Genomic DNA, 12,315 nt, shown 5'->3' with positions numbered 1-12,315 from the left:
GCGATAGCGAGCAGAACGCGGGCGGCAGCCCGCAAGGCCCGGCGATAGCCGGAAGGATGCACCGGCGATAAGCCGGGGGGTGGGTGGGAGCACGCGGAGCGGGCGCGCTGAGGAGCGAAGCGACGAAGGAAGCGGCTGCGTCGCGTGCGGGGGGACTCGGTTCAGCTGTTGTCGGTTAGCCAGGTTAGGAGGGGTTTGGTGGATTGCCAGTCGGTGCGGATGGCGGTGGCTAGTTCGGGGGTGTGGATGATGGGCTCGAAGCCGTAGGACTTGGAGACTGTCAGGGATTTGTGGCGGAGGAGGTCGATGCGGGGGTGGTCCGCGTCGTAGCCTCTGGGGCTGGTTTTTAGTTTGTCGCCGCCGATCGACCAGCCGGCTCGGGTCAGCTTGGCGAGGAGTTTTTCCAGTTGTTTGCCGCGGCGATCCTCGGCGATGGCGGTGCGGACCCTGGCCAGGCGGTCGGAGGATGCGTCGTAGAAGCCGGCGGCCACTCGTACTCCGGGCGCCGAGACCTGCACGTACCAGCCCAGTGCCGGAGCCAGGTCGATGAAGGCGCCCTGGTGGGTCTTGTACGGCGTCTTGTCCTTCGCGAAGCGGACGTCGCGGTACGGGCGGAACAGTTTCGCCGTGCCGAACTCCTCCTCGAGCTCCGCGAGCAGCGCGGTCATCGGCGCGCGGACCGACTCCTCGTAGACCTCCTTGTGCGCCGTCCAGAACGACTTGGTGTTGTCCATTTCGAGATCGTCGTAGAAATCCAGCGCCGCAGCCGGAAACCCGGTAAAACTCATGCGGCAACGATAGTTCGCCCGACAGAACGGACAGACACCCCCATGCGTGCGATCCAGGTCACCCAGTTCGGCGGTCCCGAGGTTCTCGTCCCGACGGAGCTCGACCCGCCCGTCGCCGGACCGGACCAGCTGCTGGTCGAGGTCAGCGCGGCCGGCGTCAACTTCGCCGACACGCATCGCACCGACGGTTCGTACCGCGGCGGCGTGAAGCTCCCGTTCGTCCCCGGCGTCGAGATCGTCGGTCGCACGAACGATCGCCGGATCCTCTCCCCCATCTTCGAGACCGGCGGCGGGTACGCCGAGTGCGCCGTCGCGCCGGCGCACCGCGCGGTCGACGTACCGGACGAGGTCAGCGACGGGCAGGCGCTCGCGCTGCTCATCCAAGGACTGACCGCCTGGCACGTGCTGAAGAACAGCGCCCGGCTGAGCCCCGGCGAGACCGTCCTGGTCAACGCGGCGGCGGGCGGGGTCGGATCACTCGCCGTTCAGCTCGCGAAGTACTTCGGAGCCGGCCAGGTCATCGCGACCGCCTCGACCGCGGACAAACGAGAACTGGCCCTCGAGCTCGGCGCAGATGTTGCTGTGGACAACAACCCGGACGGGTACGCCGAGAGGGTGCTTGAAGCAACCGATGGCGTCGATGTGGTGCTCGATTCGACGGGTGGACCAACGATGCTGGCCGGACTCGAGTGTCTGAAGGGTTTCGGGCGCCTGGTCAACTACGGCAACGCCGGCCGGGAAGGACGGCCGTCCGTCGACCCGAGCGCGCTTGCCCAACGCAACCTTTCGGTCGCCGGCTTCTGGCTCGTCCCAGCGATGGACCTCCCCGGCGGGTACGTCGAACCGCTGACCGAGCTCCTCGCCCTCACCGCCGCGAAGAAGCTCAGCCCGCTCGTCGGCGCGGAGTACCCGCTCGAAGAGGCCCGGCGATCTCACGAGGACCTCCTCGCCCGACGGACCACCGGCAAGCTGATTCTCAAGCCCTGAAGAAGGCGCGGACGTCCTCGGCCAGCACGGCCGGCTGCTCCAACGCGGCGAAGTGCCCACCATGCGGATGATTGGTCCACCGGACGACATTGTCCGTCCGAGCGACCTTGTGCCGCAGCGGGATGAAGTTCTCGTGCGCCAGGTCGAGCAGCGCCGTCGGCGTCCGCGACGGCTCGGTCGGCTGGCCCCAGTACGACGCATGCGCGCGCTCGTAGTAGATCGCGCCGGCCGAGCCCGCAGTACGGGTGAGCCAGTAGAGCATCACGTTGGTCAGCAGTACGTCGCGATCGATCGGCGACGCCGGATCCGACCAGGTGGCGAACTTCTCCGCGATCCACGCCAACTGCCCGACCGGTGAGTCGGTCAGCGCATACGCCAACGTCTGCGGCCGCGTCGACTGCAGATCGGCGTACCCCTGCTGCTCCGAAGCGAACTCCTGCTGCCGACGCCACGACGCCCACGTGCGTTCCTGCTCAGCCGGATCGAGCGGCGCAAGCTCCTCCGGCGTCGGCTCGGACGTCGCACCCGCACCAGGGATGAGATTGAGATGTACGCCGATCACACGCTCGGGATCGATCCGCCCGACTTCGCGTGAGATCGCCGCACCCCAGTCACCACCTTGTACGCCGTACCGCTGGTAACCGAGCCGGGTCATCAGCTCGGTCCACGCGCGGGCGACCCGCTTGAACTCCCAGCCGGGCTCGTTCACCGGGCCGGACGGCGTGAACCCCGGGATGGTCGGGATCACCAGATGGAAGTCGGTCAGCAGCTTCGCGACCTCGGCGAACTCCACGATCGAACCCGGCCAACCGTGGGTGAGGACGAGCGGGATCGCCGATGGATCCGACGACGGAACATGCGCGAAATGGACCTGCGCACCGTCGATCACAGTCGTGTACTGCGGCCACTCGTTCAACCGCGCTTCGGCAGCTCGCCAGTCGTATGAGGACCGCCAGTAGGCAACCAACTCTTGGAGGTACGCCAACGGGACACCGCGGGACCATCCGACGCCGGGCAGCTCGGAGGGCCAGCGCACCAGGTCGAGGCGCCGGCGCAGGTCGTCCAGCTCGGTCTCCGGCACGTCCAGCCGGAACGGTTCGATCGTCACTCCGGCACCCTGCCACACCGAACGGCCGGGATCAGGCGGCGACCTTGGCGTGCGTGCGGTCGCGGACCACCTTGACCGCCACGGCGGCGATCAGGCACAGCACACCGGCGCTCATCACGACCGTGACCAGCGTGCTCGCGCCGTTCAGCGCGTTGTCGCAGGCCATCGGCGTGATCCCGCCGGCGGGCTGGAACGCCGAGCCGCAGCGGGTGCCGCTGGCCGAGACCGAGCGGAACCCGAGCAGGCCGCCGACGAGCAGCAGCACCACCCCGGCCGCGCCGAGAATCTTGTTCAGCGTGATCACGGTCAGACCGGAACCACTTGTTGTGGGCATGCCGACGGCACACCCCGTGAGCCCCGTAGCACTTCGATCACTCCTGACTTCGACGGACCACCCAAGAATCGAACTTACGGTCAGGCCCGCGATGATCCCCACCCGAGCAGCCGGTCAGGACTGATTCTTCACAGAGTCCTTACTCAGAACATGACCGGCTGTGACGGTGATCTCAGATCAAATGAAAGTCACTCTCAGCCGAGGCGTTCTTCCAGGTAGACCGTGATCTCGTCGCCCGGCTGCTTGCCGAGGAGGGTGCGGAGGTCGCCCTTGACGGGGAGTTTGTGGGTGCCGTCGCCGAGGGCCATGAACGAGCTCTCGAACGGGTGGCCGTCCATGGTTCCGCGGACCTTGACCAGGCCGCGGGTGCCGAAGTACTCGGCCGAATCGGGCATCTGGACGTAGGTCCAGCCGCCCTTGGCGTCGCTCTTGAGCAGCGGCGCGGTGAAGGTCTTGTCCAGCTTTCCGGTCTTCTTGCTCACGATGAGCTCCTCTCTACACCCCTGGGTAGAGACTGCGGACGGGCTTTCGACATCCACGGCCAACCTATTCTGGGAACGTGCAGATGACGATCCGCCGGGCCGGGCGGGACGACGTACCGGCGGTGCTCGGCCTGCTCGACGGGGCCACCGAATGGCTGGTCGCGCGGGGGCAGACCGAGCAGTGGGGTACGTCGCCCCACTCGACCAGCCCGCGCCGGGTCGCGCAGATCACCGGGTTCGCGGATGACGGCGAGCTGTGGGTCAGCGAGGCCGAGGGCCGCGTTGTCGGCGCGCTCGCGGTCGGTGCGGCGATGGAGTATGTGCCTGCGGCAACCGAACCCGAGCTGTACGTCCGCCTGCTAGTGACCGAGCGCGCGTCCGCCGGGCAGAACATCGGCGGCGAACTGCTCGACCACGCCCGCAAGCTGGCCCTCGACGCCGGTGCGCGTGTTATGCGCGTCGACTGCTTCGCCGGCGGCGACGGCGCCCTCGTCCGGTACTACGAGGCGCAGGGGTTCACGCGGGACGTGGAGTTCGCCGTACCGCGGGTCAATGAGCCGGACTGGCCGGGTCAGGTGCTCGTCCAGCGTCTGTGATCGACGAGCGGTGTACGGCGCCGTGCGCGTCGCTGCAATGCGTCCCGCCGGTGGCGTGATCGACCTGCAGCGTGGAATGCGTCAGGTGGTGGCGCTCGGCCAGGACCTGCTCGATCTGGATCCGGATCTGGTGACAGTCGAGGCCCTCGGCAACCAGGATGTGCGCAGACGCGGCCGGTTCGCCCGACGTGATCTCCCAGACGTGCAGGTCGTGGACCTCGACGACGCCCTCGATCGCGCACAGCTCGGCGCCGAGCGCCTGCGGGTCGATCGCGCTCGGCGCGGCCTCGAGGAAGATCCGGCCGGAGGCGCGGACCAGCGAGATGCCGGCCTTCAGCATCAGTACGGCGACCACGAGCGCCGCGATCGCGTCCGCCCGGGCGAACCCGGTCAGCAGTACGACGAGACCGGCGATCGCGGTCGCGATGAACGCGAACAGGTCGTTGAGGATGTGTTGGAACGCGCCCTCGACGTTCAGGCTGGTGCGGTTCGCCTTGCTGATCAGCCAGGTGGCGAACAGGTTCACCACGATGCCGACCACGCCCGTGATCAGAACCAGCGCGCCCTTGACCTCGGGCGGATGGATCATCCGGTTGACGGCCTCGAAGACGAAGTACGCCGCGAGTAGCAGCAGCGTGATGCCGTTGGCCTGCGCGGAGAGGATCTCGACCCGCTTGAAGCCGTACGTGAACCCGCCCGCCGGCGGCTTCGCGGCCAGCCGGATGGCGAGCAGCGCGAGGGCGATGGCGATCGCGTCGGTCAGCATGTGCGCCGCGTCGGTGACCAGGGCCAGCGAACCGGCCGCGAATCCGACGATCACCTCGGCGATCATGAAGCCGACGATCAGCGCCAGCGCCCCGCTCAGCAGCTTGCGATCCGCCCGCACGCTGACCGCATGACCGTGGCCGTGCCCGTGGTCCGCGCTCATGACTCGGACCTCTCCGGATGGATCGCGTCGGTGTGCTCGGTGTGCGCGACGGCGAGGTCGACGAGCATCCGGACGTGCGCGTCGTCGAGGCGGTAGAACGCGTTCCGGCCGTCACGCCGTACGGAGACCACCCGGTGCGCGCGGAGCAGGCGGAGCGCATGCGAGGTCGCGGACTCGCTCAGCCCGGTGATCGCGGCGAGGTCGCAGACGCACAGCTCCCCGTCGAGCAGGGCGACCAGCAGCTTCAGCCGCCGCGGGTCGCCCAGGAGCCCGAAGACGTCAGCGGTGTCGACGATGTCGTCCTCGCCGGGCATCCTGGCGTTGACGCTGGCCACGCGCTCAGGATTCACCAGCCTGACCCGACAGTCGTCGATACCCTGCACATCTGCAGAACTCTTCATATATCAACTCTAAGGGCCGCCCCTCGGCCCCGCAACTAACCGGTGAACGTCGCCGGCAGGAACAAGGTCGTGGTCTTCCCGGTGACGATGCCACTCGCCCACTGCATCGCCCCGGCCCGGCCGGCCCCGTCGTTCTCGTTCAGAGCCAGCGAGATCGCAACCGGTCCGGCCGGCTGACTCGTGAATCCGAGTGCCGCCCACGGCACCTTCACCCGGTACGACGTGACGCCGTCGGCGCGCGTGATCGCGGCGGTCGCGCCGGGTGTCGTCCCGGTCGGGCTGCCGTCCGACGTACCGAAGGTGTAGACGGCCGGGCCGGTCGGCAGCAGGGCGGCGCCGAGCTCGGTGGCGGTTGCGTTCTCGCCGGGCAGGCCGTTGCTGATCGCGAACTGGAGGCTGTCGCCGCGCCACAGGTTCGGCGCGGTTTCGGTCTGCGCGAAGACGTCGTCGGTGACGGCCGCGTTGATGGTCAGACCAGTCGCGTCGTACTGGAAGTTGGCCGAACCGGACAGGTCGGCGGCGCCGCCCCACGGTCGGGTGAAGGCTATCCAGCTGGCGTCGGTGGCGAGGTTGATCGACGTCGCCGGAGTCGTTGCCGAGGGCACGATCGGGTCGAATGCCGTGGTGCCTTTGGCGGAGACTTTGTTGCCGTCTGAGGTGGTCAGGTCGACGGTGTAGGCATACGCCTTCCACGGAGCGAGGCCGGTGACGGGGATGCTGATCGTTGCCTTCTGCCCCGGTGCGATCGACTGTCCGGCGCCCGCCGTACCGTGCTGGCCGGCGATGGTCCAGCTCAGGTCCTGGATCGTCGCCGACGCGCTAGCTCTCGTGTTGGTCAGCTCGACGCCCAGACCGGTCGGGGCGGTTGCGGTGAGCTGTGGGACGACGCGGATCTTCGTTGCCGGTTCGACGCTGGTCCACGCGACCAGGCGGGCGGTGGTCTTGCCGAGCCGCGAGACGGTAGCGACAACGTGCCGCAGACCGAGGGTGTCGCTCGCCGGGACCGGGATCGTGACGGTGGTCTTCTTCCCTGGCAGCACCAGCGCGTACTTGGTCTGGCCCGCGACCGTCACGGCTGCTGGGCCGGCGTTGTGCACGGAACCCTTGATGGTCACGGTGACCGCGGTCGGCTCCTGGGAGTTCGAGGGGTCGGCGGCGGCGACCGTTGCCTGGGGTGCGGTGGTGACGGCGACGCTCGTGGCCGCGCCCTTCACGAAGACCGGGTCCTGGTCGACGGTCAGCGTGACCACGCCGGCGGTCGGCGTGAGGGTGATCTTGTGGCCGTACATGTCGGTGACCTCGAGCGGGCTGGTGGTGTTCAGCTGCACGGAGGACGTGCCCGTTGCGGTCGACCACAGCACGCGGGTGGTCGACGTACCGGAGCCGAAGCGGTACGAGTACAGCGGCGCGGCCAGCGTGTCGCGGCCGCTGTAGGCGAGGCCGGTCAGGGCGCGGATCGTGGTCGCCTTCGCGACCAGGCCCGGCTTCGGCGCCATGCCGGCGATCGGTCCGGCGGGCGCTTGCAGGAGGCCGAACGTGCTCTCCTTGTCGTCCAGGTTCGTGCCGTCGTTGAGGGCGTCGTACCAGTAGAACTGGCCGACGTTGTTCGCGATCATGATCGTGTCGTTGCGGATCGACTTGCGGGCCTGGTCGAGCATCGAGCCGCCGAAGCTCGGGGCGGTCGGGTAGCCCTCCTCGCTGATCCAGATCGGCTTACCGGCGCCGCCGTGCGCGTCGGCCGCGGTGCGCAGACTCTGGATCTGGGTGTCCAGATCGCCTTCCGGGCCGGCGAACGTGTAGATGTGCGCGTCGATCGTGTCGACGTAGGCCAGCCCGCCCAGCGACAGGATCTGGTCCCGGAACGACGTGTCACCCTTGTTCGGCCCGACGTCGGCGAGGACGTTCGCGTTCGGGTTGTCCGCGTGCGTCTGTTCGTACGCCGCCTTCATCAGCTGGACGAAGCACGCGCCGGTGACACCGCAGGCGCTGTCGTTGAAGCCGGGCTGGTAATACTCGTTGTACGTCCCGATGTCGTTGGTCGTACCCGCGAAATGCTTCAGCCACCAACTCTGGTACCGGCCGTACGCCGCGAGACCCTCCGGAGTGCTCGGCGTGTGACCGCCGTCGTAGAGCGGGTTGCGGTAACCGGTGCCCAGCAGCGGAGTCAGACCGTTCGCCTTGGCGTCCGCGATCACCGCGTCCTCCTGCGGATCGACCGCGTAGTTGCCCGGTGAGCCGGACTCGATCCGCGGCCACTCGAGGCTCTCCCGGATGTGCGAGAAGCCGGTGAGGGCGAGGGTGCGGATCAAGGCGCTGCTGAGGTTGTAGTAGTGATTCATGTGGGTGTTGACGCCCCACTTGCCCTGTGGGGATTGGGTTCCGGCCGGGAGCGGTGGGATAACCGCGAGCGTCGTAGCGACGACGGTGTCCCCTGCGGTCAGACGGAGGTTGTAGAAACCGGCGCCGAGAGATGCTGTGCTGATAGAACCTGTGCTGGTGTTGCCCGAGGCAACGGGTAGGTACTGGTCGTCGGTGATGCTCCAGGCAACAGACGGCGCGGTCGAGCTGAGTGTGACGCTGCCACTCCCCTGCTGGAAGACCAGGCTCTGGTTGGTGACCGTGATACCCGTGGTGTCCGCGAACGAGACGCTCACCGAGCTGATGCAGACCGAGCTGATGACGCCACCAGGCGCATTCGCCATCAGCCGGATGTCGGCGCCGTTCGCACGGTTCTGGAAGTTGATGTTGGACATCCGGAACTGCGTGCTCGCCCACGCGCCGCTGCCGGGGAACGTGAACCACGGCAGCGGGGTGAACGCGGCGCTGACGCTGTCGTACTGCGCGGTCAACTGCTGGCCCGGGGTGTCGAAGTAGTTGACCGTGAGTACGGCGTCGGTCGCGCCGGCCGGGATCCGGGCCGCGTCGAGGTTCAGGTAGATGTACTGATCCTTCGGGTCGTTGCTGGTCTGCCAGCACGGCACCCCGAGGCGGGACGACGCGGCGTGCTCCGGCGTCTTGTCCGCGTCACCCGGCCAGGCGGTGATGCCGTCGGCGGCGACCGGGCTACTGAAGACGATCCCGGGATCACCCGCGGCCCGCGCGGGGGCAACGAGTTGAGTGGCGGCGAGCAACCCGGCGGCCAGAACTGCTGTCAGCCTCCGAAACGAACCGAGCATTGGGCGGCCTCATTTCGATCTACACGAGTAGGCGAAAGCGCTTTCGCAGATCACACACCGAACGGCCACCGGCTGTCAACGGTTGGGTGGAGCGACCTTCAGTTGGTCGACCACTTCTCTTCGATCCGGGCGTACTTCCAGATCGCCTGGGCGGTGATCCAGGTGAGGACGAACAGGCCGACGATGGCGTAGCCGACGTAGTTCAGGTCGACGCCGGCGATCGCGGCCAGCGGACCGTGGTCGATGTGCAGCTTGTCGGTGAGGATCGAGATCAGCTCGATGCTGCCGATCACCAGCGCGACCGCGACCGACAGGCCGGTGATCGTGATGTTGTAGTAGACCTTGCGGACCGGCTTCGCGAAGGCCCAGCCGTAGGCGAAGTTCATCAGGCAGCCGTCGATGGTGTCGAGCAGGCTCATCCCGGCCGCGAAGAGGATCGGCAGCGTCAGTACGGCGTACCACGGCAGACTGAACGCGGCCGCGCCGCCGGCGAGCACCAGCAGGCTGACCTCGGTCGCGGTGTCGAAGCCGAGGCCGAACAGGAAGCCGATCGGGTACATCTGCCACGGGCGGGTGACCGCCTTGGTGACGCCGGCGAGGATCCGGTTCATCAGGCCGCGCTTGTCGAGGTGCTGCTCGAGCGAGGCCTCGTCGTACTCGCCGGTGCGCATCCGGCGGAACACCTTGACGACGGCGACCAGTACGGCCAGGTTGAGCGCGGCGATCAGGTACAGGAAGACGCCGGAGACCGCCGTACCGACGACGCCGGTGATCTGTTGGAGGCGGGACGAGTCGTCAGCGACCTGTCCGGCGAGCGTACGGACGCCGATCCCGAGCAGGAAGCACAGCACGAACACCACGGTCGAGTGCCCGAGCGAGAACCAGAACCCGACCGACAACGGCCGCCGCCCGTCCGCCATCAGCTTCCGGGTCGTGTTGTCGATCGCGGCGATATGGTCCGCGTCGAACGCATGCCGCATCCCGAGCGTGTACGCCGTCACGCCGAGCCCGACCCCGAACACCCCGGCCGATCCGAGCAGGTAATGCCGCGGCGCCACGATCAGCGCCAGCACACCCCAACCGACCAGATGCAACAGCAGCACGAACGCCGCCATCCCCCCGACCGCACCCCACTCGCGCCGACTGACATCCATCCGCCTCACGATCCGCCAGTAAACGCCGCTCGCCCCCTAGATGCAACCTAGTCGCATGAACAGTCAGACTGTGGAACATGAACGCCTATCCGGACGTCACCGCCGGTGAACGCCAGTCCCTCGAGCAGTTCCTCGACTTCCACCGCACCGGCGTACTCCGAACCCTCGACGAGGTGACCGACGCCGAGGCGGCGACCCGGGTGCTCCCGGCGACGGAACTGACCGTCGGCGGCATTGTCAAACACCTCGCCTCGGTGGAGGACCTCTGGTTCAGCCACAAGCTTCTCGACGTCCCGTCCGCCGAGCCATGGCGATCGGCGCCGTTCGACCAGGACCCGGACTGGGAGATCCACTCCGCGGCCGACGACACGGTCGAGGAGCTGCGCGGGCTCTACCAGGTGGCATGCGAGGCGAGCAGGCGGATCACCGCGCGGATCGGGTCGCTCGATGCGCGCGCCGTCCGCGGATCGTTCGGTGGGCAGTTGGTCAGTCTGCGCTGGATCTATCTGCACATGATCGAGGAGACCGCGCAGCACCGCGGGCACCTCGACCTGCTGATGGACGCGGTGCGTCAGGCGAGGCCGAGGCGGTAGGCGTAGGCGACGGCTTGGGCTCGGTCGCGGAGGTTGGCTTTGGCGAAGAGGTGGTTGATGTGGGTTTTGACGGTGGCTTCGCTGACGACCAGGTGCCTGGCGATCTCGGTGTTGGAGAGGCCTTCGGCGATGAGGCGGAGGACCTCTAGTTCGCGCGGGGTGAGGCCGGTGTCGGTGGGTTCGGGCGGTTTGGTGGTGGCGCCTTCGATCAGGCGGCGTTGGACTTCGGCGTCGACGATCGACTGACCGTTGGCGGCGGCGACCAGGGCGCGGCCGATCGACTCGGCGTCGGCGTCCTTGGTGAGGAATCCACGGGCGCCGGCCCGGAGCGCGGACAGCACCGAGTCGTCGTCGCTGTACGTCGTGAGTACGACGACCTCGGTCCGCGGATGATCCGCCCGCACCTGACGGGTCGCCTCCACGCCGTCCATCGTCGGCATCCGGAGATCGACGAGCAGTACGTCGGGGTCGTGCTCGGCCACCAACTGGACCGCTTCCTGGCCGTCCGACGCCGCCGCGACCACATCGATCCCGGGCAGCAGTTTGAGCAGCGTGACCAGCCCGTCCCGCACCACGGTCTGGTCGTCCGCGACCACCACTCGCACAGTCATGCTTTCACCTTGAGCTCGACTCGCCAGCCCGTCGACGTCGGTCCGGCCTCCAACGATCCGCCGACCAGGTCGGCCCGTTCACGCATCCCGACCAGACCATAGCCGCCCGGCGCCGCGCGATCCGGTCGCTTCCCCGGCCTGTCCTCCACGCTCAGGCTCACGACGTCGCCGTACGACAGCCTGACCTCCACCGGTGCGCCGGGCGCGTGCTTGCGGGTGTTCGCCAGCGCCTCCTGCACAGTCCGGTACAGCGTGCTCATCACGTCAGCCGACAGCTCCCGCGGCGTACCTTCCACGTCGAACTCCGCCGTCGCCCCACTCTCCAGCCGGTACGCCGTGACCAGATCGCCAAGCGCCCGTACGTCGGGAACCGCGTCCTCCCGCAACGCCGCGACCGCCCGCCGCGCCTCGGCCAACCCCTCGGCCGCCAGCCCCTGCGCCCGCGTCACCTGCTCGACCGCCTCTGCCGACGCACCGTCCCGCACGAGCATCAACCGCGCACCCTGCAGACTCAACGACAGACCGGCCAGCGAATGAGCGAGTACGTCGTGCACGTCGCGCGCGATCCGCGCCCGCTCGGCCAGCGCCGCGGCCCGCTCATGCTCCTCGATCGCGGCCTGCTTACGGGCCAGCGACACCTCGAGCTCCTCCAACCGCTGCTCCCGGCTCCGCCGGTTGACCGCGGCAAGGGTCAGCGCGACTACGCCGAACGCGGCGCCGATCGCACCCGGTCCCGACCGGGTCGTGACGTAGAGCGGCACGCTCGCGCCGAGGATCCCGACCCCGACGATCACCCACGCGAGCGGCGTCGGCTTGTAGTACCTGACCGCGGACCGGCTCACCCAGAACGGGGCGATGATCATCGGGCTGGCCGGCAGCGCGTACCACAGCACCGAACCGGCGATGCCGAACACCAGCAGGCCGTAGCCGGCCCGGCCGAGCGGTTCGCCGTACCGCTGCCCGTACAGCGAGACGTTGCTGATGACAACGATCACGCCGAGGGCAACGATCACCGGGTACGGCAGCCGGTGTTCGTTGTGGTCCCGGGCGGCGAAGACGACCGAGAGGATCGTCAGCACGGTCGGGACCGCGCGCAGCAGCAGACCGGGTACGGAGGATTCCCGCACCCGGTCCGCAAGGCCGGAGTTCATGCCCTC

At 68.2% G+C, this 12,315-nt stretch carries 13 protein-coding genes; 3 read left to right on the top strand and 10 right to left on the bottom strand.

The features are described from left to right. Positions 1-161: 161 nt before the first annotated feature. Positions 162-788: a DUF2461 domain-containing protein gene (locus tag FDA38_RS07675; RefSeq protein WP_137253333.1), complete on the bottom strand. Its 627-nt coding sequence runs from the start codon at positions 786-788 to the stop codon at positions 162-164. A 42-nt stretch (positions 789-830) separates the two neighbouring features. Between FDA38_RS07675 and FDA38_RS07670 the strand changes: the two genes are divergently transcribed. Further along, the gene (locus FDA38_RS07670) at positions 831-1,775 is read left to right on the top strand and encodes a quinone oxidoreductase family protein (RefSeq protein ID WP_137253332.1); all 945 of its coding nucleotides are present in this window, start codon (positions 831-833) and stop codon (positions 1,773-1,775) included. Here the strand turns inward: FDA38_RS07670 and FDA38_RS07665 are convergent. The 3 genes from FDA38_RS07665 to FDA38_RS07655 all read right to left on the bottom strand — a co-directional run bounded on the left by FDA38_RS07665 (position 1,765) and on the right by FDA38_RS07655 (position 3,699). Beyond that, a complete protein-coding gene (locus FDA38_RS07665) occupies positions 1,765-2,883 on the bottom strand; it encodes an epoxide hydrolase family protein (protein ID WP_137253331.1) in 1,119 nt (372 codons plus the stop codon). The two genes, FDA38_RS07670 and FDA38_RS07665, sit on opposite strands and share 11 nt — an antisense overlap. Before the next feature lie 31 nt (positions 2,884-2,914). After that, positions 2,915-3,217 (bottom strand): hypothetical protein, encoded by a 303-nt coding sequence (locus FDA38_RS07660; protein ID WP_137253330.1) that lies wholly within the window; start codon positions 3,215-3,217, stop codon positions 2,915-2,917. 194 nt (positions 3,218-3,411) lie between these two features. Next, a complete protein-coding gene (locus FDA38_RS07655) occupies positions 3,412-3,699 on the bottom strand; it encodes a DUF1905 domain-containing protein (RefSeq protein ID WP_137253329.1) in 288 nt (95 codons plus the stop codon). Positions 3,700-3,782: 83 nt separating this feature from the next. Here FDA38_RS07655 and FDA38_RS07650 point away from each other — a divergent pair, with 83 nt between their 5' ends. Then, a complete protein-coding gene (locus FDA38_RS07650; protein ID WP_137254170.1) occupies positions 3,783-4,295 on the top strand; it encodes a GNAT family N-acetyltransferase in 513 nt (170 codons plus the stop codon). Here the strand turns inward: FDA38_RS07650 and FDA38_RS07645 are convergent. The 4 genes from FDA38_RS07645 to nicT all read right to left on the bottom strand — a co-directional run bounded on the left by FDA38_RS07645 (position 4,249) and on the right by nicT (position 9,954). Continuing rightward, the gene (locus FDA38_RS07645; RefSeq protein WP_137253328.1) at positions 4,249-5,223 is read right to left on the bottom strand and encodes a cation diffusion facilitator family transporter; all 975 of its coding nucleotides are present in this window, start codon (positions 5,221-5,223) and stop codon (positions 4,249-4,251) included. The genes FDA38_RS07650 and FDA38_RS07645 overlap by 47 nt on opposite strands. After that, positions 5,220-5,624, bottom strand: a complete 405-nt coding sequence (locus tag FDA38_RS07640; RefSeq protein ID WP_137253327.1) for an ArsR/SmtB family transcription factor — start codon at positions 5,622-5,624, stop codon at positions 5,220-5,222. Before FDA38_RS07640 ends, FDA38_RS07645 begins: the two co-directional genes overlap by 4 nt. A 35-nt stretch (positions 5,625-5,659) precedes the next feature. Then, the gene (locus FDA38_RS07635; RefSeq protein WP_137253326.1) at positions 5,660-8,800 is read right to left on the bottom strand and encodes a sugar-binding protein; all 3,141 of its coding nucleotides are present in this window, start codon (positions 8,798-8,800) and stop codon (positions 5,660-5,662) included. Between the two features lie 98 nt (positions 8,801-8,898). Next, positions 8,899-9,954, bottom strand: coding sequence for a Nickel transporter NicT (gene nicT, locus FDA38_RS07630; RefSeq protein WP_202877579.1), 1,056 nt, complete (start codon positions 9,952-9,954; stop codon positions 8,899-8,901). A gap of 77 nt (positions 9,955-10,031) precedes the next feature. Between nicT and FDA38_RS07625 the strand changes: the two genes are divergently transcribed. Next, positions 10,032-10,547: a DinB family protein gene (locus FDA38_RS07625; RefSeq protein WP_137253325.1), complete on the top strand. Its 516-nt coding sequence runs from the start codon at positions 10,032-10,034 to the stop codon at positions 10,545-10,547. Here FDA38_RS07625 and FDA38_RS07620 read toward each other — a convergent pair. Together FDA38_RS07620 and FDA38_RS07615 are read right to left on the bottom strand one after the other, a co-directional pair. Continuing rightward, entirely contained in the window at positions 10,526-11,158 is a 633-nt protein-coding gene (locus tag FDA38_RS07620; RefSeq protein WP_137253324.1) for a response regulator, read from the bottom strand. The genes FDA38_RS07625 and FDA38_RS07620 overlap by 22 nt on opposite strands. Then, positions 11,155-12,309, bottom strand: a complete 1,155-nt coding sequence (locus FDA38_RS07615; protein ID WP_202877578.1) for a sensor histidine kinase — start codon at positions 12,307-12,309, stop codon at positions 11,155-11,157. The genes FDA38_RS07620 and FDA38_RS07615 overlap by 4 nt, the downstream gene beginning before the upstream one ends. Positions 12,310-12,315 lie beyond the last annotated feature (6 nt).

The organism is Kribbella jiaozuonensis, from assembly GCF_005233875.1.
GTDB lineage: Bacteria > Actinomycetota > Actinomycetes > Propionibacteriales > Kribbellaceae > Kribbella > Kribbella jiaozuonensis.
This window is presented reverse-complemented; position numbering and strand designations above follow the sequence as displayed.